The sequence below is a fragment of the Dyella marensis genome (assembly GCF_049532885.1).
GTDB classification, from domain to species: Bacteria; Pseudomonadota; Gammaproteobacteria; order Xanthomonadales; family Rhodanobacteraceae; genus Dyella_D; species Dyella_D marensis.
In genome coordinates this window covers 3,208,540-3,230,394 of sequence record NZ_CP064029.1, presented here as the reverse complement: position 1 = coordinate 3,230,394, position 21,855 = coordinate 3,208,540, and the positions used below count along the sequence as shown (strand labels likewise).

Annotated in this window: 9 protein-coding genes; 4 read left to right on the top strand and 5 right to left on the bottom strand. The window is 70.0% G+C overall.

Annotation, left to right across the window (positions count from 1 at the left end; translation table 11 throughout):
• Positions 1–33: 33 nt before the first annotated feature.
• Positions 34–663, top strand: a complete 630-nt coding sequence (locus tag ISN75_RS13770; protein WP_167254631.1) for a response regulator transcription factor — start codon at positions 34–36, stop codon at positions 661–663.
• Positions 664–667: 4 nt separating this feature from the next.
• On the opposite strand, the gene ISN75_RS13765 is transcribed toward ISN75_RS13770, so the two are convergent.
• The 3 genes from ISN75_RS13765 to ISN75_RS13755 form a co-directional block, all read right to left on the bottom strand.
• On the bottom strand, positions 668–1,819 hold the full coding sequence (locus tag ISN75_RS13765) for a CHASE2 domain-containing protein (RefSeq protein ID WP_246866609.1): 1,152 nt from the start codon (positions 1,817–1,819) through the stop codon (positions 668–670).
• A 51-nt stretch (positions 1,820–1,870) separates the two neighbouring features.
• Positions 1,871–3,562 (bottom strand): FecR domain-containing protein, encoded by a 1,692-nt coding sequence (locus tag ISN75_RS13760; RefSeq protein ID WP_343818883.1) that lies wholly within the window; start codon positions 3,560–3,562, stop codon positions 1,871–1,873.
• A 132-nt stretch (positions 3,563–3,694) separates the two neighbouring features.
• Complete coding sequence (locus ISN75_RS13755) at positions 3,695–6,268, bottom strand: ATP-binding protein (protein ID WP_343818885.1); 2,574 nt, start codon at positions 6,266–6,268, stop codon at positions 3,695–3,697.
• A gap of 226 nt (positions 6,269–6,494) precedes the next feature.
• On the opposite strand from ISN75_RS13755, the gene ISN75_RS13750 reads away from it, so the two are divergent.
• A complete protein-coding gene (locus ISN75_RS13750; protein ID WP_167254637.1) occupies positions 6,495–7,115 on the top strand; it encodes a response regulator transcription factor in 621 nt (206 codons plus the stop codon).
• A gap of 477 nt (positions 7,116–7,592) precedes the next feature.
• Positions 7,593–7,937, top strand: a complete 345-nt coding sequence (locus ISN75_RS13745) for a hypothetical protein (protein WP_343818886.1) — start codon at positions 7,593–7,595, stop codon at positions 7,935–7,937.
• A gap of 7 nt (positions 7,938–7,944) precedes the next feature.
• Here ISN75_RS13745 and ISN75_RS13740 read toward each other — a convergent pair whose 3' ends face one another.
• Positions 7,945–8,145 (bottom strand): hypothetical protein, encoded by a 201-nt coding sequence (locus ISN75_RS13740; protein WP_343818888.1) that lies wholly within the window; start codon positions 8,143–8,145, stop codon positions 7,945–7,947.
• 80 nt (positions 8,146–8,225) lie between these two features.
• Entirely contained in the window at positions 8,226–8,477 is a 252-nt protein-coding gene (locus ISN75_RS13735; RefSeq protein WP_167254643.1) for a GlsB/YeaQ/YmgE family stress response membrane protein, read from the bottom strand.
• A 760-nt stretch (positions 8,478–9,237) separates the two neighbouring features.
• On the opposite strand from ISN75_RS13735, the gene ISN75_RS13730 reads away from it, so the two are divergent.
• Positions 9,238–21,636 carry an autotransporter-associated beta strand repeat-containing protein gene (locus ISN75_RS13730; RefSeq protein WP_423385076.1) on the top strand — a complete coding sequence of 4,133 codons (12,399 nt, stop codon included), beginning with the start codon at positions 9,238–9,240 and terminating at the stop codon, positions 21,634–21,636.
• Positions 21,637–21,855: the final 219 nt, after the last annotated feature.

The window sequence follows — 21,855 nt, the reverse complement described above, 5'->3', positions numbered from 1 at the left end:
AGCCATGGCGATTCATCACAGGGAGGCCGCGGCATGTTCACCGCCGTCATCGTCGACGATCACCCCATGATCAATGGGGCGATCCGCAACATGCTGGAGCGGACCGGGGAGTTCAAGGTGCTGGCCGAATGCACCAGCGGCCAGCTGGCGCTCTCCGTCGCCATGGAGCTGCAGCCGGACCTGCTGGTCATCGACCTGGACATTCCCCAGCCGGACGGCATCGAAGTGATCTGCCGCCTGCGCGAGGGCGGCGGGCCGATGGCGATCCTGATGATTTCCGCCAGCGAGGAAACCGTCAGCGGCGTGCGCGCGTTCCGCGCCGGCGCCGACGGCTTCGTGCACAAGTGCGCGCCGATGGAGGACGTGGTCGCCGCGGCGCAGCTGATCGTGCGCGGCAAGATCTATTTCAGCCGCGGCATCATGGATGCGGCGTCCAGCCTGGCGGCGAAGGGCACGCGCAGCCCGCTGCACGAGCTGGGGCGGCGCGAGTTCGAGGTGTTCCGCTGCCTGGCGCTGGGCATGGCCAATATCGACATCGCACGGCACATGTCGATCAGCAACAAGACCGTCAGCGCGCACAAGCGCAACCTGATGGACAAGCTGGGGCTGGCGAACATCCGCGAGGTGATCGAGCTGGCGCGCCAGCACCGGATCATCGAATGAAAGCTCAGGCGCGCCGCCGCGCACCCTGCAGCAGCCGCAGCACGCCGGCGCAGGCCAGGATCACCACCGCGCAGCCGGTCGGCGGCCACCAGCAGCGCGCTTCGCGCAGCAGGCCCACGCTGACGAGGAAGCACGCAGCGAGGGCTATCAGCGCGACTATCCACGCCGAGCGCAGGCCGGGCAGTCCGTACAGCAGGAACGGAAACGCCAGCAGCGCCGCGCCGATCGCCAGCTGCCCGCTGAAATTCAGCGGCGCCAGCGTGCTGCCGTCGTGCATCGATTCCAGCAGGTTGGCCTGGTATTCCACGCCGGGCATGCGCTCGCTGCCGCCGGAAGCGGAGGTGTCGAGCAGGTCGCCCAGGCCCGCGGCGGTGGCGCCGATCAGCACCCAGCGGTCCTTGAGCAGGGCAGGTGGCACGCGGCCTTCGAGCACATCTACATAGGACACCTGGTCGAAGCTGCCGGCGGGGCCGGCGAAATGCAGCATGACGTAGTCGTCGCGCAGCCATTGATAAGGCGAGGCGCTGTCCAGCGTCGAACGATGCAGGCTCAGCGGCTGGCCTTGCGCCGCGGAGGCCTGGCCGAAGTCGCGCACCGCGAGCGCCAGCGCGGGCCAGTAGGGACTGCCCAGCCCGGCGTGCAGATACGCACCGCGCACCACGCCGTCCTCGTCCTTCGCCGCGTCCACGTGGCCGAACGCCGCCGCGGCGCTGGCGATCTGCGGCGGCGGCAGCATTTCTTCCAGCGTGCCGCCGAGATCCGCCGCTTCCGGAAACACCGGCATCACCACGCGGCCGTTGCGCCGCATGGCCTGCGCCAGCGCCTGGTCGTTTTCCGGATGGCGCAGGTCCGGCTCGGCCATGGTGATGTCCATGCCCACCGCGCGCACGCCGGCTTCGCTCAGGCGGTCGAGCAGGCGGGCGTGGGTGGCGCGCGGCCACGGCCAGTTGCCGAGTGCGGACAGGCTCTTCGGATCGATCGCGACGATCGCCACCGCGTCGCCGGGGCCGTAGCTCCAGTGGCGCATGTGCAGGTCGTAGAACGCGTTGTCCAGGCGCACGGGCAGGCCGCTGGCCAGCACCAGGGTGAGCGCCGCCACGCCGATCATCCAGCCCAGCGCGCGCGCCAGCAGCGCCATCGGATGGAAGCGCTTCATGCGCGGACGCGCCGCCGCTGCAGCTTGGCGACGGCGCGTTCGCTCATCGCGTCACAGCGCCAGCCACAGCAGCGCCGCGCCGCCGCCGGCGATGGCCCAGCGGCAGGAGGCGCAGCTGATGCGCGTCTTCTGCGCGGGACTCCACGGGCCGGCGTAGCCGTCGACGTCGATGGTCTGCACGCGCACGTACCACTTGCCGGACTTGAGCTTCTTCAGGTCCAGCTCCGGCTTGTCGACCGTGGCGTCCACCTCGGGCTTGGCGAACTGCGGATCGCGCGCCAGCTGCACGTGGTAGTGCTGCCCGGGCGTGCCGCCGGGCCAGCTCAGCACCAGGTCGCCGTTGGAGCGCTTCGGCTCGCCCGGCACCGGCACCGGCGGTTCTTCCACCAGGTCGAACGGCAGCGCATGCGTATACGGACCGACCTTGCCGCTGCTGTCGCGGCTGGCCACGCGCCAGTAGTAGCGGCCCAGCGGCAGCGCCTGCGGCGCGCGCGTGCCGTCGCCGCGGGCGTTGTCCTGTTCGGCCAGCACCTGGCCGAAAGCGGCGTCGGCGGAAAGCTGCCACCGGTAGGAAACGGCCTGCACGCTCTCGGTCCAGCGGAACTCCGGGCGCTTGTCGCGAACCTTGCTGTCCGGCTGCGGCGACACGATCAGCGGTGGCTGCGGCGTGCCGTCGATGGTGACGTTCGGGCAGACGCCGTCCAGTCCTTCCAGCGCACCCGCGCCTATGCCGCGCACGCGCACGGCGTAGCTGCCGTCCGGCAGGTCGGGCAGGGTGGCGGTGCTGGTGCTGACCACGCGGTCCAGCAGCAGCGCTTCGAACTTGTCGTTCGGCGCCAGCTGCAGCCGGTAATGCTCGGCGCCGGCCAGGGCCGGCCAATGCAGTTCGACCGGGAACTGATTGACCGGGCCGCTCGGGCAGGCGATCGCCGGCGCCGGCAGCAGCTCCTGCGGCTGGCCCGGCGCGGCGCCGTCGGCGGTGGCCACGCCGCGGCCGGATTTCACCAGCACGTGGCGCTTCTCGCCGCCCACGTCCACCTTGCCGCCCACCACTTCGGTGCGTGCGGCGCCGTCACCGGCGACCACGCGGAAGTGCGTGCCGCGCACGCTGGAAATGGTGCCCGGCGTGGACACGCTGAAACGCGCCGCGCTGCCGGTCAGCGGATGCACGTCGCTGTTGACGCGCCCGCGCTGCAGGCGCAGCCGCGTGTCGACCATGCCGGTATCGCCATAGGCGCTGAGCCGGTCCAGCGCCAGCTCGCTGTTGGCCTGCACCAGCACGCGCGAGCCGTCGGCGAATTCCAAGGTGAGGCTGGTGTCGTTGCCGGTGCTCAGGCTGGCGCCGTAGCCGAAGCTCATGCCGGCCTTTACCGGCACCGGCGCGGCGCTGTCGGGCAGCTTGGCCGTGGCCTCGCCGATCACCGCCACCACCTTGGCCTTGGCCGGCTCCAGGCGCAGCCAGGCGACCGGGATATGGAGGGTCATGCCCGGCGGCAGGTGCAGGGGATCGGCGACGTGGTTGTAGTCCTGCAGCTTCTGCCACGGGACCTCGGACTTCAGATAACGGGCGGCCAGGTCCCAGATGTTGTCCTTGGGACGTACGCGGTACGTCCAGTCGGACGACGGCGCGGCCTGCGCGACGGTGGCCGCAGCCAGCGCGATGGCGAAAACGATGCGTTGAACGATCGGGGCGGTGCACGTACGGCGCTCGAGCCTGGGCCGCCCCCAAACCCTGTATGTCATGGGAAAACCTCTTTCCTGTTGCGCCCCCTGACGCTCACCGCGCGGTCCCTCCGGGTCGATGGATCGTCCAATCCATCCAACGCCCGTGCGGATTCAGACAAATTCTATTGTCGCGGACGCCCGGAAAAATAGCTAACCAAGCCCTTGCTCGGCGGTCAGCCGGTTCAGCTTGGTGAGCAGCGCCTCCACCTCGGCCGCGTAGCCGGGCAGGCGGGGCAGGGTTTCCGGGGCCGCCGCGCCGTGCAGCGCTTCGAGCAATTGCCGGCCCCGGTTCAGCAGCGGACCGTCGTCGAACAGCTGCAGCGCGCCCAGCAGCCGGTGCAGGCTGAGCGCGGCGGCGGCCGGGTCGGCGTGCTCGACACTGCGGCGCAATTCGCCCAGGTCGTCGTGGCTGGCGCTGGTGAAGGCGCGCAGCATGTCCGAATACAGCGCGGGGCCGTCTTCGGCTTCGGCCATGCCGGCCAGCGGCGTGGCGCGGCCGGGGAGCCCGGCACCGGCGCCCGCCACGGCAGCGTTCTCCGGCAGCCAGCGTTGCAGCGCCTGGCTCAGCGGCAGCAGTTGCAGCGGCTTGGCCAGCACGTCGTCCATGCCGGCCTCGCGCACGCGCACCGCTTCGCCGGCCAGGGCGTTGGCGGTCATGGCGATGATCGGCAGGCGCCGCGCGGCGCCGCTCTGCGCCTCGTGCCGGCGCCATGCCGCGGCGAGTTCGTAGCCGCTGAGGCCCGGCATGTTGCAGTCGGTGAGCAGCAGCGCGTAGTCGTGGCCGGACAGCGCGTCGAACGCGTCCGCGCCGTTGTCGACCACCTCGCAAGCCAGACCCAGCAGGGCGAGCTGGCGCTGGATCAGCTGCTGGCTGACCGGATGGTCTTCCGCTACCAGGATGCCGCCGCGATGGGTGGACAGGCCGGCGAAGGAGGCCGGCGCCGGTGCGGCCGCTTCCGGTGTGGCGGGCAGTTCCGCATAGGCCTCGTCGCGCAGCTCCAGCGCCCCCAGACACGCACGCAGCAGCGCTTGCCAGCGCAGCGGATTGGCGCTGAGCCACCAGCGTTCGTCGCGCTGCTCGGTGCCGCCGGAGGGCAGCGCCTCCCCGGTCACCGCCACCACGTGCGAGCTGATGCGCGTCTCGCTGTCGCGGTCGGCCGGCTCGACGAACAGCAGGCTCGCCGCCATGCCTTCGCGCAGCGGCTGCTCCGGCGGCGCCAGCTCCACCGTCAGGCCCAGCGACTTCAGGTGTTCGCCCACCGCCGCGGCGATGTCCGGTGCGGCCAGCCGCACCACCGCATGGCGGCCGCGCAGCGAGGCCGGTGCGGCCGCTTCGCGTTTTTCGACCGGCAGCCACACGTCGAAAGCGACGGTGGTGCCGATGCCCGGCGTGCTGTCCAGTTCCACCGTGCCGTCCATCAGCGTGGCCAGGTGCCGGCAGATCGCCAGGCCCAGGCCGGTGCCGCCGTAGCGCCGGCTGGTGGAGGCTTCGGCCTGGGTGAAGGGATTGAACAAATGGGCCTGCTTGTCTTTCGCAATGCCGATGCCGGTGTCGCTCACGCTGATGCGCAGCTGCTGCCGCGCGCCATCGTCGCCCAGCACCACCAGCCGCACCGCCACGCTGCCGCGCTCGGTGAACTTGGTGGCATTGCTCAGCAGGTTCAGCAGGATCTGCCGCAGGCGCACGCTGTCGCCGCGCAGCGTGCCGGCGACGGTGGCATCCACCGTCAACCGGATCGCCAACCCTTTGGTTTGCGCGCGCGCGGCCATCACGCTCACCACATTGTCGGCCAGCACGCGCGGATCGAAGGCGCTGTCGTCCAGGCGCAGGTCGCCGGCCTCGAGCTTGGAGAAATCCAGGATGTCGTTGAGCACCTGCAGCAGCACGCCGGCGGAGTCCTCCACCGCGCGCAGCAGTTCGCGCTGCTCGGCATTGATCGGCGTGCGGCCGAGCAGTTCGAGCATGCCGATCACGCCGTTCATCGGCGTGCGGATCTCGTGGCTCATGGTGGCGAGGAAATCGGCCTTGGCCTTGGAGGCGCGCTCGGCCACGTCGCGGGCGATGCGCAGCGCTTCGTTGCGCGCATTCAACTCGGTGGTGTCGATGAAATAGCCGGCCAGGCTGAGCCGGCCTTCCGGCAGCGCGCGCGGCGCGAGCATGGCGTGGATCCAGCGCAGGCCTTCGGCGCCGAACGCGCGGAAGTCGAGCGAGCGCGGCGCCAGGTCGTCGCCGAGCGGCGAGATCAGGGCGAGGAAGGCGTCGGCGTCGTCCGGATGCACGCGTTCTTTCAGCGGCCGCTCCTGCAGCACGTCGCCGTCGCGCAGCAGCTCGCGCGTGTCCAGGCCGAACAGGGCCTGCACGTCGCCGGCGGAAAACGTCACGTGGCGCGTGCCATCCGCATCGCGCTGCAGGGTGAACACCACCACCGGGATGTGCTGCACCACTTCGCGCAGGCCCCGGTCGGCGCTGCGCGCGGCGCGCTCGGCGGCGAGTTCGTCTTCGCTCTGCCGCAAGCGCTCGTTCTGTCCGTGCAGCCGCCAGGCCAGCGCCATGGCAGCCACCGCCACCAGGATCAGCAGGCCGGCCAGCATCAGGGTGGCGCCGGTGACCGGCACCGCCTGGTTATCCACCAGGGAGTTGTCGATCCAGGCGGAGGCCAGCGCGGCGGCGGCCGGCCGGGAGAACGCAAGCCTGGGGCAAGGACGGCGTAGCGTGGTTGGCATGGCGTTCCTGGACGTCACGGTTCCGATCGGGTGCGCGGCAAGCGCGCCGGCGACCGGCGGCCTGCTGTGGTTGGCGATGCTCCCCGTGGCGCAGGCGGCCGGTGTCCATGTCCCGCTGCGCGTTCATGCTACTGTTGCCGCCGTTCCGGTACAAACCGGACGGACCGGCCGGGGGGAGCCCGCCGGGGCAGTTGGCAAGGGGGTTACCCAGGCAAGGCAGGGCACGTTGCGGGTCATCATTTCCGACGATCATCCCGTCGTACTGATGGGATTGAAGGCAGCCCTGCAGGGCTACGGCGAGCGCTTCCGCATCGTGGGCGAGGCGCGTAGCGGCAAGGAGCTGTTCGCGCTGCTCGAACGCGAGCCCTGCGACCTGCTCATCACCGACTTCGCCATGCCCGGCGACAACCCCGACGAAGACGGCCTGGCCATGCTCGCCCGCGTGCGCGAACACTGGCCGCAGCTGCCCATCCTCGTGCTCACCATGCTCAGCAACCCGGCCCTGGTGCAGGGCATGCTCGCCGCCGGCGTGCGCGGCGTGGTGGACAAGATGGCGATGACCCGCGAGCTGATGCTGGCCATCGACATGATCAAGGCCGGCCGCGTGTACCTGAGCGAACGCACCCGCCGGCAGATCGAGGGCGGCGACGAAACCAGCGCGCTGTCGCCGCGCGAGGCCGAGGTGGTGCGCTTCCTCGCCCAGGGCGTCACGGTTTCCGAGATCGCCCGCCGCACCGGCCGTAGCGTCAAGACCATCAGCCAGCAGAAGCGCGACGCTATGCGCAAGCTCGGCCTGGACGGCGACAAGCAGCTGTTCGACTACGCGCGGTCCAACGGGCTGCTGTAGCCCTTCCCTCAACCGGATTCCTTCCCGGCCGGCCCCGCTGGCCGGCCGCTTCGCGTGCCTGAATGCGGGGTTCAGCCACATATCACGCCATTTCGGTCAATTGCGTGACTTAAAGCACATTCCGTGCGCACTAGGACTTTTCTGATTCAAAGCGTGCTCCCCGTCACCAAAATGTGCCATGCCAAGTGCGACGGGGCACGTCCGCTCTTTCGGGGCTCAGCGCCCACCCCGTGCCGCACCCGGTTTCCCGCATACCAAGGATGCGTATGTGTCGGCGAGCTAACGCTGGCGGTACCCAGGCACTAGCCCCCTGGCGCCTGGGTGCCGGGATCCTCATTCCATGCGGGATCCACATGCAACGGATGGCATCGGCAGTCGGAGCAACGGTCATTCGGGAAAGACGATGAGCAGGAATCGCAACGGGTCATGCACGCAGGTCGCCGCCACGGCAGGGCTGTACGCCAAAGCGGGACGGGCATGAACGCTGCCATGGCCTGGCCGATCCGGCGCCGCTCCCTGCTCGATGTGCTCCGCCTGGTCGGGGATGCGCGCACGCGGCCTTATCACAGCCCGCGCGACATGCAGCTGTGGCGCGAACTGGCCGAGCTGGTCGCGCATACCAGGCAGGACGAACCGGCGTCGCTCGCGCGCATCCGCCAGCCCTTGCTCCGCCGCATCCTGGAAGCCGAATGGGGCGCGCCCGCCCTGCACGACGAAATCGCCCTGGCCATGCTGCGTACCGAAGAGAGCCTGCTGGCGGTCGATCCGGACATGTGCGACGTGCTGCGCCGCGCGGTAACGACGCTCAAGCGCCTTTATTGAGCGCCGCTCAGCAGCGGTCGATCGCGATGGTGTGGCCGCAGCTCACCAGTTCGATGCGCGCGTCGTCGTCGTTGCGTTCGCGCGCGAGCATGCGCGCCAGCTTGATCGCCGGACCCAGGCGCAGGCCGCCGGAAACCGGCAGGTCGCCGGTCCACAGGGTCCATCGTCCGTTCTGGTCTTCCTGGATGCGGTAAACGATGGTCTGCATGATGTCGCCCCCCCCCGGCTGGCGCGCGCGGCGGCATGCCACCGTCGCGCGCGCTGCCTTGCTGTGGACCGGCGCCGTGCTCAGGCGCGCTTGAACAGGCGCACCACGAACAGCAGCACGATCGCGCCGAGCGTGGCGGTGACGATCGAAGCGATCAGTCCGCCGCCGAGGCTGATGCCGAGCAGGCCCGACAGCCAGCCGCCGATAAAGGCGCCCACGATGCCCACCACGATGTCGACCAGCAGGCCGAAGCCGCCGCCCTTCATCACCACACCGGCCAGCCAGCCGGCGACCGCCCCGATGACCAGCCACGCCAGGATGCCGTGCGTCATGTCATGCCCTCCGTTCGTTGATGGAACGGCCGTGCGGGAGTGCCCCCGTGTCCCGGCCGCATGGCCCGCCGCGTGCTGCGGTCGGGTCGGGCGGCAGTCTAGGAAGCGCGCTGCGGCGGCTCTTTCAGATAAGTCCTACTTGCACGCAACGAAGCCGTTTTCGTGCGGCAGCTGTTCAGGCTGATCCGAGCGCCGTTGGCGTTGTTCTTGCTGCCACGGTTTCTTTCGGCCACCTGATCGATTGACGACCTTTTCACGGCACGTGGCGGCAAACTCCGCCGCGCGTGCATTTCGTGATATGGCGCGCAGTTTTTACGGAAAGGAACATCGCCGCCGCTCCTCCCGGCAGAGGAGCGGACGACCGGCAGGGGATCGAAGCTCGCGTGCGGAGCCGCGCGAATTCTTCGACGCAAGTGGACCGACCGCTTCACGCAAGCGGCGGACCGGCTCGCGGCAGGGCGGGGGCGTGGAACGACCTCCAGGGGGTACGCGAGCTGGCAACGGTGCGGTGCCTATCGGTAAGGAGGCTGTCATGCAGGTGCTTCGTTCCAGCTATCGCCGCGGCTCATTCCATCGCGATGGGCCTCCCCCGGCGTCGCCACCAGGGCCGCATCCCGCGTAAACCGCGCGGAAGGGGATTCCTGATTTTCATCTGATTCGATCCGCCGCCCGCGGGGCGGCGCGTCGCCGTGCGTCCGCGCGCCTGCGCGGGCCGATGGCGGCTGCGGTGCGTGCCCATTCGTGCAAAGGAGAAACCGTCATGCAGGTGCATCGTTCCGGCCGCTTCGGCCGCCGCCCCCTGGTCCAAAGCATCCTGCTCGCGCTGGCGCCGGTGATCGCGCTGCCGTTCACCACCGGCGTGGCATTCGCCGCGTGCACCACCGCCGGCACCACGGTTACCTGCGCCACCGGCTCCAGCACCAACAATCTTTCCAACAGCACGGCCAATGTCACGGTGAACGTGCAGACCGGCGCGGTGGTCAGTTCGCCGCCGATCGTCGGCGGCAACTCGCTCACGCTCACCGGCAACGGCATCACGCTCAACAACCAGGGCACGATCGATCCCACCACCAACAGCGCGGGCCTGTCGCTGGTGATGGCCGGCTCGGTGCTCGGCAACGCCTCCGCCAACACCATCGCGGTGAACAACCTGGCCGGCGGCTCGATGCGCGGCATGTTCAACATCGCCACGCTGTTCGGCTTCGGCGGCCAGGCGCTGACCGTGCAGAACGGCGCGGGCGGCACCACCACCATCGCCAACGCCGGCACCATCGGCATGTCGCTGCTCGGCGGTGGCAACACCGCCGACGCGGGCGCGGTGGTGACCTATGGCGGCGCCAACGCCAACCTCACCAATACCGGCACCATCACCGGCCGCATCGGCCTGGGCGCGGCGAGCAGCGGCAGCAATACGTTTCTCAATGCCGGCACGGTCAACGGCAGTATCTACCTCGGCGACTCGGCCGCCGGCAGCACCTTCACGGCGGTTTCGGGTTCCAGCGTCAACGCTTCGGGCGGCACGGCCATCGCCGGTGTGATGACCGGCGTCACCGGCGTGAAGCTGGCCGCGGCCGGCACGGTCAGCGCGGGCACCGGTGCGAACAACACGCTGGTATTGCAGAACTCTGCCGCGGGTCCCGGTTCGGGTACGGGCGGCGCTGCCACCACCATCGGCGCCGCCGGTTATCTCGGCTTCCAGCATCTGACCGTGCACAGCGGCACGTGGAATCTGCAGGGCGCGCTGGTCAGCACCGACGCCACGCTCAACGACGGCCTGATCAATTTCGACAACGCCAACGTGTTCGGCAGCGGCTCGTTCACGGTCAACGGCGGCGCGCTGGCCTCATCCACCGCGGGCTTGTCGCTGGGCAATAACGTCGCGCTCAACGGCAGCCTTACGCTCGGCGGCACCAACAACTTCGGTTTCGGCGGCGTGCTCTCCGGCACGGGCGGCCTGGCGATCAATACGACGTCGCCGATCACGCTGTCCGGCGCCAATACCTTCGGCGGCGGCGTCGCGCTCAATGCGGGCGGCCTGGTGTTGGCGAACGGTTCCGCGCTGGGCAGCGGCGCGCTGGGCGTGGGCGGCAATGTTTCGTTCGATGCCTCGGTGGGCTTGTCGCTAAGCAATACCGTCAACCTTGGCGCGGGTGGCACGCTCAATCTGCTCGGTGGGCAGCCGCTGGTGTTCAACGGAGCGATGAGCGGCACCGGCGGCCTGGTGAAGGGCGGCAGCGCCTTGCTTACCTTGAATGGCGCGAACAGTTTCAGCGGCGGCCTGGCGCTCAATGCCGGCGGCCTGATGCTGGGCAATGGCGGTGCGCTGGGTACCGGTGCGTTGAACGTCGGCGGCAATGCCACGCTCGATGCGTCGCTTGGCCTTTCGCTGGGCAATGCCGTGAACCTCGGCGCCGGCACTTCGCTCAACCTGCTGGGCGGCCAGGCGCTGAGCTTCAATGGCTTGATCGGCGGCAGCGGCGCGCTGGCGAAGAACGGCGGTGCGCTGCTCACCTTGAATGGCGCGAACACATTTACCGGTGGCCTGTCGCTCAATGCCGGCGGCTTGATGCTCGGCGACAGCGGTGCGCTTGGCACCGGCGCGTTGAACGTGGGCGGCAACGCCACGCTCGACGCTTCCGTGGGTTTGTCGCTGGGCAATGCAGTGAACCTTGGAGCGGGCGGCACGCTCAGCCTGCTCGGCGGGCAGGCGCTCAGCTTCAACGGATTGATTGCGGGTGCCGGCGGCCTGGCCAAGAGCGGTAGCGCGCAGCTCACCTTGAATGGTGCCAACACCTTCAGCGGCGGCTTTGCGCTCAATGGCGGCGGCCTGCTGCTCGGCAATGCCGGAGCGCTTGGCACCGGCGCATTGAATGTCGGAGGCGCCGCCACGCTCGACACCTCCGGCGCATTCGCCTTGAACAACGCCATCGCGATCGGCGGCGGCGGTTCCTTGAATCTGCTCGGCAGCAATGCGCTCACGTTGAACGGCGGTCTTTCCGGCGCGGGCAGCCTGCTGAAGAGCGGCGCTGCCACGCTCACGCTCGGCGGTGCGAACAGCTTCACCGGCGGCCTTTCCATTCTCGGCGGCACGCTGGCGCTGGGTGCCGGCGGCAGTCTGTCGCCGAGCGCGGGCATCACGCTTTCGGCGGGAACGAATCTCGATCTGTCGGGCGCGGGCACGGATCAGGCGATCGGTTCGCTCGCCGGCCTCGGCGGTTCGTTGAATCTCGGCGCCCACACGCTCACCCTCAATGGCCTGGGCGACACCAGCTTCGCCGGCAGTATCGCGGGCACCGGTGGACTGGTGAAACTGGGCACCGGTATTCAGACCCTGGCCGGCGCCAGCAGCTTCGGCGGCGGCGTGGCTCTGAACGCAGGCGGCCTGCTGCTCGGCGATGGCGCCGCGCTGGGGACCGGCGCGCTCAGCGTGGGTGGCAATGTCTCGCTGGATGGCACGGGTGCCTTGTCGCTCGGCAATGCGGTCAACCTCGGCGCGGGTGGCACGCTCAATCTGCTGGGTGGCCAGCCGCTTAGCTTCAATGGCGTGATCTCCGGTGCCGGTGCGCTGGTAAAGACCGGCGGCGCGCTGCTTACCTTGAATGGCGCGAACACCTTCGGCGGCGGTCTTGCGCTCAACGGTGGCGGATTGCTGCTGGGCAATGCGGGTGCCTTGGGCACCGGCACGCTCGGCGTGGGTGGCAATGTCACGCTCGATGCGTCGGCCGGGTTGACACTGGGCAATGCGATCAGCCTCGGCGCGGGCGGTTCGCTCAACGTGCTCGGCGGCCAGCCGCTGGTGTTCAACGGCGGACTCACCGGCGCGGGCGGCTTGATCAAGAGTGGCGGGGGTCTGCTGACCTTGAATGGCGCCAACGATTTCAGCGGCGGCCTGGCGATCAATGCCGGCACGCTGGCGATGGGCGCTGCCGGCAGCCTGACGGCCAACGTCGATGTTTCGCTCGCCGCCGGCGGCACGTTCGACTTGAGCGGCGGCGCGAACCAGACCATCGGCACCCTGGCCGGTCTCGGCGGCACCGTCAATCTCGGCGCGCAGACGCTCACACTGGGCAACGCCACCAGCCAGAGCTTCGGCGGCCTTATCGCCGGTACCGGCGGCCTGGTGAAAGTCGGCGCCGGCATCCAGACGCTCACCGGTGCCAACACCTTCAGCGGCGGTCTCGCGCTCAATGCGGGCGGCCTGCTGCTCGGCAACGGCGCCGCGCTTGGCACGGGCGCCCTCGGTGTCGGCGGCAATGTCACGCTGGATGGCACGGCTGCGTTGTCGCTGGGCAATGCGGTGAATCTCGGCGCAGGCGGCACGCTCAACCTGCTGGGCGGCCAGCCGCTCACCTTCAATGGCGCGATCGGCGGCACCGGAGCGCTGGTGAAGAACGGCGGCGCGCTGCTCACCTTGAATGGCGCCAACACCTTCAGCGGTGGGCTTGCGCTCAATGCGGGTGGCTTGCTGGTGGGCAACGGTGCGGCGCTGGGCACGGGCGCCTTGAACGTCGGCGGCAATGTCACGCTCGATGCTTCGGCCGGACTCACGCTGGGCAACGTCATCACGCTCGGCGCGGGTACTTCGCTCAACGTGCTCGGCGGCCAGCCGCTGGTGTTCAACGGCGGGCTTGTCGGTACGGGCGGCTTGATCAAGAGCGGCGGTTCGTTGCTGACCTTGAATGGCGCCAACACTTTCAGCGGCGGCCTGGCGATCAACGCTGGCACCCTGGCGATGGGCGCGGGCGGCAGCCTCAGCGCGAACCTCGACGTGTCGCTTGCCACCGGTGCGACGTTCGACCTGAGCGGCGGCGCGAACCAGACCATCGGTTCGCTGGCCGGCCTGGGCGGCACCGTCAATCTCGGTGCGCAGACCTTGACGCTGGGCAACGGCACCAGCCAGACCTACGGCGGCCTGATCACCGGCGCCGGCGGACTGGTGAAAGTCGGTACCGGCATCCAGACGCTGACGGGCGCGAACAATTTCACCGGCGGCGTCGCCTTGAATGCGGGCGGCCTGCTGCTCGGCAATGGCGCGGCGCTGGGCACCGGCACGTTGAACGTCGGCGGCAACGTCATGCTGGACGGTACGGCTGCATTGTCGCTGGGCAATGCGGTGAATCTCGGTGTGGGCGGCGCGCTCAACCTGATCGGCGGCCAGCCGCTGAGCTTCAACGGTGCGATCTCAGGCGCCGGTGCGCTGGTAAAGAACGGGGCCGCGTCGATCACCCTCAATGCCGCCAACACCTTCACCGGCGGCACCACCATCAACGCCGGCACGATCGCCCTGGGTGCGAACGGCAGCCTCGCCGCGAATGGCGCATTGAACCTCGCCGGTGCCGGCGCAAGCCTCGATCTTTCCGCGGCAGGCGCCGATCGGGTGATCGGCGATCTGTCCGGCGTCGCGGGCAGCAGCATCCTGCTCGGCACGCACAATCTTGGCTTGGGCGGCGCCGCCAACCTGAGTTTCGGCGGCGGAATCGGCGGCAACGGCGGCATCGTCAAACTGGGCGCCGGCATCACTACGCTCACCGGCGCCAATACTTATCTCGGCGGCACCACCATCAATGCCGGCACCCTGGCCCTGGGCGCAGGCGGAAGCCTGGCCGCGAATGGCGCGGTGAATCTTGCCGGCGCGGGTGCGGCTTTCGATATCGGTGCCGGCGGCAACCAGGCGATCGGATCGCTGGCCGGCATCGCGGGCAGCACGGTGAACCTGGGCGCGAATGCGCTCACGCTGGGCGGCGCGGCCGATGCGGATTTCAGCGGCGCCATCGCCGGTACCGGCGGCTTGATCAAGAACGGCGCGGGTATCCAGACGCTCGGCGGCGCCAGCACGTTCAGCGGTGGACTGACGCTCAACGCCGGTGGCCTGGTGGTTGGCAACAATGCGGCGCTGGGCACGGGGGCGCTCACGCTGGGCGGCAACGCTTCGCTTGCCGCCAACGGCAATATCAGCCTGGCCAATACGATCGGCCTCGGCGCCGGCTTTGGTTTGAATGTGCTGGGCAACGGTGCGCTCACGCTGGGCGGCGTGCTTTCCGGTGCCGGCAGCCTTGCCATGAATGGCGCTTCCACGCTTACGCTGACCGGTGCCAACACGTTTACAGGCGGCACCTCGATCAATGCGGGCACCTTGGCCCTGGGCGCCGGCGGCAGCCTCAGTTCGACGGGTACGGTAACGCTCGGCGGCACCGGGCTGTTCGATATCTCCGGTGGCGGCAATCAAACGATCGGCTTGCTCGCCGGTGCAGGCGGCAGCGTCAATCTCGGCGCCAGCACGCTGAGCTTGGGCGGCGCGGGCAGCGGCAATTTCGCTGGCGCCATCGGCGGCACCGGTGGCTTGATCAAGCTCGGCGCCGGTACGCAGACCTTGTCGGGCAACAACAGCTTCACCGGCGGCATTGCGCTCAATGCGGGTGGGCTCAGCCTGGGCAGCAACACCGCGCTCGGTACCGGCACGCTCACCGTGGGCGGCGCCGCCACGCTCGATGCCACCACCGCGCTCACGCTTGCCAACAGCATGCTGCTCAATGCCGACCTGACTTTCGGCGGCAGCAACGCGCTCACCCTCAATGGCAACCTCAGCGGCAACGGTGGCGTGATCAAGAACGGCGCGGCCGCGCTGACCTTGAACGGGGCCAACAGCTATCTCGGCGGCACCTTCATCAACAGCGGCACGCTGGCGCTGGGCGCGGGTGCCAGCCTTGCGGGCAGCGGCACGGTGAATGTTGCGGTGGGCGCCACCTTCGATCTGTCGGCCGGCAACGGCACGCAGACCTTCGGCACGCTCACCGGCGGCGGCACGGTGAACATGGGCGCCAACACGCTCAATGTCGGCGGCGCCACCAATGGAACCTTCAGCGGCGGCATCGCCGGCAGCGGTGGCGTGGTGAAGATCGGCGCGGGCGTGGAGACCTTCACCGGCGCCAACACCTATACGGGCGGCACTGTGATCAGCGGCGGCACGCTGGCACTGGGCGCGGGCGGCAGCCTTGCGGCGAATGGAGCGGTGTCGCTGGTCAACGCGGGCACCGCGTTCGATATCAGCGCGGGTGGCAACCAGGCGATCGGCACGCTGTCCGGCGTGGCCGGCAGCAACGTGAACCTGGGTGCCAATACGCTCACGCTCGGCGGTGCGGTGGATGCCAGCTTCGACGGTGCGATCGGCGGTACCGGTGGCCTGATCAAGAACGGCGCGGGCATCCAGACGCTCAATGGCGCCAGCACGTTCAGCGGTGGCATCGCGCTCAATGCGGGCGGCCTGGTGGTCGGCAACAACGCGGCTCTGGGCACCGGCGCGCTCAGCGTCAACGGCGCCGGCACGCTGGCCGCCAACGGCAATATCAGCCTCGCCAACAACGTGACGCTGGGCGCCGGCCTCACCGTGCAGGGCGGTGGCGCGCTGACGCTGGGTGGCGTGATTTCCGGTGCCGGCAGCCTGACCATGAATGGCGGCTCCACGCTCACGCTCACCGGCGCCAACACCTATACCGGCGGCACCACGATCCAGTCCGGCGTGCTGGCGATCGGCGCGGGCGGCAGCCTCGCCGCCAACGGAGCGGTGACGCTCGGCGGTACCGGCAGCTTCGATATCTCCGCGGGCGGCAACCAGACCATCGGCTCGCTGGCCGGCGCTTCCGGCAGCGTCAATCTCGGCGCCAACACGCTGACCTTCGGCGATGCGAGCAATCAGACCTTCGCCGGCACCATCGGCGGCACCGGGGGCTTGTTGAAGACCGGAACGGGCACGCAGACCCTGTCCGGCAACAACACGTTCAGCGGCGGCGTGGCGCTGGTGGATGGCGGCCTGATCGTGGGCAGCAATAGCGCGCTCGGCACCGGCACGCTCACCGTGGCCGGCGCGGCCACGCTGGACGCGAACAACGCGGTCACCCTTGCCAACAACATCGTGCTCAATGCCGGGCTGACGGTGGGCGGCAGCAATGCGCTGACGCTCGATGGCAACCTCAGCGGCCTCGGCAGCCTGACCAAGCAAGGCGCGGCGACGCTGACCTTGAACGGCGCCAACACCTACAGCGGCGGCACGCTGATCAACAGCGGCATCCTGGCGCTGGGCGCGGGTGCAAGCCTCAATGCGGGCGGCATCGTCAATGTGGCCACCGGCGCCACTTTCGATCTCTCCGCCGGCAACGGCACGCAGGTGTTCGGCACGCTCACCGGCGGCGGCACGGTGAACATGGGCGCCAATACGCTGCACGTCGGCGGCGCCACCAACGGCACCTTCAGCGGCGGCATCGCCGGCAGCGGCAGCCTGGTGAAGGATGGCGCGGGCACCGAGACGCTGACCGGCGCCAACACCTATACCGGCGGCACCACGATCAATGCGGGCACGCTGGCCATCGGCGCGGGCGGCAGCCTGGCGGCGACGGGTGCCGTTGCGTTGATCAATCCCGGCGCCGCCTTCGATATCAGCGCGGGCGGCAACCAGGCGATCGGTTCGCTGGCGGGCAGTGCGGGCACCACGGTCAGCCTGGGCGGCAACGCGCTCACCCTGAACGGCGTGGGCAACACGAGTTTCGCCGGCACGATCTCCGGCACCGGCAGCCTGATCAAGAACGGCGCGGGCGTGCAGACGCTGAGCGGGGCCAATACGTTTACCGGCGGCGTCGCGCTCAATGCGGGCGGGCTGAGCGTGGGCAATGCCGGTGCGCTGGGCAGCGGCGCGCTGACGGTCAATGGCGCGGCGACGCTCGACAACACCACGAGCCTGAACCTCGCCAATGCGGTGAACCTCAACGCCAACCTCGACGTGGTGGGCAGCAATGCACTCACCTTGAGCGGCGCGATCGGTGGCACCGGCGGCTTGATCAAGGACGGTGCGGCGACGCTCACGCTGAGCGGCGCCAATAGCTATACGGGCGGCACCACCATCAATGCCGGCACGCTGGCGCTCGGCGCGGGCGGCAGCCTGAGCGCGGCCGGCACGGTGACGCTCGGCGGCACCGGTACGTTCGATATCGGCGCGGCCGGCAACCAGACCATCGGCGCGCTGGCCGGCACCGGCGGCACCGTCAACCTGGGCGCCGCCAGCCTCACGCTCGGCGGCGCGGCCAGCAGCGTGTTCGCCGGCGCCATCAACGGCAGCGGCGGGTTGATCAAGAACGGCACCGGCGTGCAGACGCTGTCCGGCGCCAGCATCTTCAGCGGCGGCGTGACGCTCAACGGCGGCGGCCTGCTGGTAGGCAACAACGCGGCGCTCGGTACCGGTGCGCTCAACGTGGGTGCTTCGGCGACGCTGGATGCGAGCGGTCCGATCGCACTGGCCAACGGGGTCACGCTCGGCGCGGGCGCCGCGCTCGACGTGCTCGGCGGCAGCGCGCTGAGCTTGAACGGCGCGGTGAGCGGCAGCGGCAGCCTGGTCAAGGACGGCAACGCCACGCTGACCTTGAACGGCGCCAACACCTATACCGGCGGCACCACGATCAATACGGGCACGCTGGCCCTGGGCGCGGGCGGCAGCCTGGCGGCGACGGGGGCGGTCACGCTCAACGGCACCGGCGTGCTGGATCTCAGCGCAGCGGGTGGTGCGCAGACCATCGGTGCACTGAGCGGCGCGGGAGGTGGCATCAATCTGGGTGCGAACGCCTTGGCTTTCGGCGACGCCAGCAACCAGACCTTTGCCGGAACCATCAGCGGCACCGGCAGCCTGGTGAAGAATGGCAGCGGGGTGGAGACGCTGTCCGGCAACAACAGCTTCACCGGCGGTGTTGCGCTCGATGCGGGCGGCTTGATCGTCGGCAGCGCGAATGCCTTGGGTACCGGTGCGCTCGCGGTCAACGGCGCGGCCACGCTCGATGCGACCGCGGCGCTCAACGTCGCCAACAACGTCGCGCTCAATGGCGGCGCCACGCTGACCTTGCCCGGCGCCGGCGGCGCGGTGAATCTCGGCGGCGTGGTCAGCGGCAGCGGCAGCCTGGTCAAGGACGGTGCCTCCACGCTCACGCTGGGTGGCGCCAACACCTTCACGGGTGGCGTCACGCTCAACGGTGGCGGCGTTCTGCTGGGCAACAACAACGCGCTCGGCAGCGGCGCGCTCACGGTCAATGGCGCGGCCACGCTCGATGCGTCGGCTCCGGTCTCGGTGGGCAATGCCATCGCCCTCGGCGGCGGCACCACGCTGACGCTGCCGGGCGCGGGCGGCGCGCTCACGCTCAATGGCGCGATCAGCGGTGCCGGCAATCTGGTCAAGGACGGTGCGTCGACGCTCACCTTGGGCGGCGCCAATACCTTCACCGGCGGGTTGACGAGCAACGGCGGCGGCCTGGTTCTCGGCAATGCCAATGCACTCGGCACGGGTGCGCTCGACGTCGCGGGGGCCACCACGCTCGATGCGACCGGGCCGCTCACCGTGGCGAACGACGTCACGCTCGGCGCCGCGCTCAGCCTGGGCGGCGCGCAGGCGCTGACGCTGGGCGGCACGCTTTCCGGCAGCGGCGCGGTGAACGTGGGCGGTACGGCGCCGATCACCTTGAACGGCGCCAACAGCTTCACCGGCGGCGTCACGCTCGGCGGCGGCAACCTGGTGGTGGGCAATGCCACGGCGCTGGGCACCGGTGCGCTGACCGCCAACGGCGGCTCGCTGCAATCCAATGCCGCGGTGACGCTCGCCAACAACGTCAGCATCGGCGGCAACGGCCTCACCGTGCAGGGCGCGGCGGATCTTGGCCTCAACGGCAGCCTCACCGGCACCGGCACGCTGGACAAGCAAGGCAGCGGCACGCTCACGCTCGGCGGTGCGCTGGGCGGCTTCGGCGGTTCGCTGGCGGTGAACGGCGGCACGCTGACCGCCACCTCGCCGTACAGCGGCGGCATCAGCGTCGGCACCGGCGCCACCGCCAACCTGCAGGGCAGCGGCAGCAGCGCGACCGTGAACGGTGCGCTGGCCGGCACGCTCAACCTGGGCGCCGGCAGCGCGGTGAACGTGGGCTACGGTGCGCTGGGCGGCATCACCGGCACGGTGAACGGGCAGGGCGCCGGCACCGCGGTCAACCTCACCGGCACCGGCGAGGCGACGCTGCCTTCCGGCACGTTCAACAACATCGACAACCTCAACGTCGGTGCGGGCGGCACGCTCGGCATCGCCGGCGGCACCGCGGCGAGCTTTGCCGGCGGCAGCACGGTGGGCGGCAACCTGGTGGTGAACAGCAACGGCAGCCTGGGCGGCCCGGCGACGATCGCCGATGGCGGCGCGCTGATCGGCAGCGGCACGGTCGGCGGCAATGTCACCTTGAACGGCACGCTGGCACCGAGCGGCCTGCCCGGCGCGGGTGGCATGGCCGGTGGCAGCGGCGCGGCGGGCAGCACCATCACGCTGGGCGGCTTGAGCAGCGGCGGCAGTGCGATCACCGATATCCGCGCCACCGCGGCGGGCACCAGCGACCACGTGCAGGTCAACGGCGCGGCCACGCTCGGCGGCCAGCTGGTGGCGCTGCCGGCGGCCGGCTCCTACGCGCCGACCACCACCTACACCATCCTCAACGCCACCGGTGGACTGAGCGGCAGCTACGCGAGCGTGGTGCAGAACCTGCTGCCCTTCCTCACCGCCAGCGTCACCACGCAAGGCAACGCGGTGCTGCTGACGCTGACCCAGGCCGGCAGCGGCGCGCCCACCGGCACGCCGTTCAACCAGTACCCGGGGCTGTCGTCCAACCAGGTGGCGATGGCGGGTGCGCTGCAGACGATCTCGCAGCAGACGCCGCAGCGCCTGGCCACCTTGCTCGGCTACGCGCGCGGCCTCACCAGCGACCAGGTGATCGGCTCGTTCGACACGCTGACCGGCGAGACCTATGCCTCGTCCACGCGCTACGAACTCAACGGCCAGGGCCAACTGCTCGATACCGTGTTCCATCGCCTGAAGCTGGCGCGCGATACCGGCGAGCAGGGCACGGCGGTGTGGGCGGAGCCGTATACGTACAGTTCCAGCCGCGACGCGAGCAATGGCATTGCCCAGACCGACTACCGCATCCGCGGCGTGATCGTCGGCGCGGATACCACGCTCGGTTCCGATCTGCGCCTGGGCGCGCATGCCAGCTTCGGCAATTCGCGCACCCAGGTGGACAGCCGCCGCGACCGGGTCGATATCGACCAGTACACGCTGGGCCTGCATGCGCTGTACATGCCGGTGGAGCAGTGGTGGGTGGAAGGCGCGGCTTCGTATGGCTGGCAGCGCGCCAGCGGCGACCGCAGCATCCAGGTGGGGCCGCTGTTCGATTCGCGCGCCAGCTCGCGCTACGACGGCACGTCGCTCAACGCCGGACTGGAAGGCGGCTATCGCTTCAACACCGGCGCGTGGCATCTGGAGCCCTTCGTCGGCGCCTACTACGCCAAGGTGAAGTACGACGCCTTCACCGAGCAGGGCGCGGGCGATGCCAACCTCGCCGTGGGCCGCTCGCGCGCCAGCAGCATGGCCTACGGCGCGGGCCTGCGCGTGATCGGCGATTTCGCCAGGCAGGCCAATGGCACGCAGATCCATCCGATCTTCCTGCTGCGCTATCTGCACGACACGCGTGCCGATGCGGATGCCACCACCAGCGTGGCTTTCGCCGGCGCACCGGACGTGGGCTTCGCCGTGCACGGCACGCCCGGCGTGAGCAACCACTGGCAGGCAGGCGCCGGCTTCAGCTTCGACATCTCGCCGCAGGCCAGCGCCTACTTCTACTACACCGCCGATATCGCCAGCCGCGGCGACAGCCATGCCGCCAACCTGGGCGTGCGCTGGAGCTTTGCCGCGCCGGCCGCGGCGATGGCGGCGAGCGCGCGCCGGATGGACGCGCTGCCGGCGGCGCCGCTGGCTCCGGCCGCCGCGGCCGTGCCGGCTGCCGCGCCCGCGGCGGACGATCCGTCCTCGCGTGGCGACAAGGCCGCGCCGGTGGTTGCCGGCGCCGCGCTGGCCGCTTCCGGTGCGGGTGCCGCCGAAGCGGCCAAGCCAGCAGCTACGGACGACGCCCCGCTCGGCAAGTGCAAGCCGCGCGCGGCGGCGGGCGCCAAGAAAGCCGCGATCGCCAAGAGCAAGCGCACGGGGCCGCGCCACGTGCCGGCGCCGGGCACGGGTGCCAAGCCGGCGGTGGTGGTGAAAAAGAAGAAGGCGGTACCGGCGAAGCCGAAGCCCGCTGCCGCCGAGCCGCTGTGCGACGGCTGAGCGCCGCCGCCTTTGCCCCCTCTCCCCGCCGGGGAGAGGGTTGGGGTGAGGGGCCGCGCGGAGCGGTGCGCGGAGGGTCGTTACAAGCTCAAAAGCTCTTGCTCGCCCGGTAGAAACATTACCGCGAGCACCCGCCCCTCATCCGGCTGCCGCCACCTTCCTCGCTCCTCAAAGCCGGGCACATCCATGTGCCCTCCCCGCGTACTCCCCGGAGGGGAG

Coding starts and splice junctions, on each gene's coding strand:
- ISN75_RS13760 (WP_343818883.1), bottom strand. CDS start 3,562: ATGACATACAGGGTTTGGGGGCGGCCCAGGCTCGAGCGCCGTACGTGC.
- ISN75_RS13765 (WP_246866609.1), bottom strand. CDS start 1,819: ATGAAGCGCTTCCATCCGATGGCGCTGCTGGCGCGCGCGCTGGGCTGG.
- ISN75_RS13745 (WP_343818886.1), top strand. CDS start 7,593: ATGAACGCTGCCATGGCCTGGCCGATCCGGCGCCGCTCCCTGCTCGAT.
- ISN75_RS13770 (WP_167254631.1), top strand. CDS start 34: ATGTTCACCGCCGTCATCGTCGACGATCACCCCATGATCAATGGGGCG.
- ISN75_RS13735 (WP_167254643.1), bottom strand. CDS start 8,477: ATGACGCACGGCATCCTGGCGTGGCTGGTCATCGGGGCGGTCGCCGGC.
- ISN75_RS13740 (WP_343818888.1), bottom strand. CDS start 8,145: ATGCAGACCATCGTTTACCGCATCCAGGAAGACCAGAACGGACGATGG.
- ISN75_RS13755 (WP_343818885.1), bottom strand. CDS start 6,268: ATGCCAACCACGCTACGCCGTCCTTGCCCCAGGCTTGCGTTCTCCCGG.
- ISN75_RS13730 (WP_423385076.1), top strand. CDS start 9,238: ATGCAGGTGCATCGTTCCGGCCGCTTCGGCCGCCGCCCCCTGGTCCAA.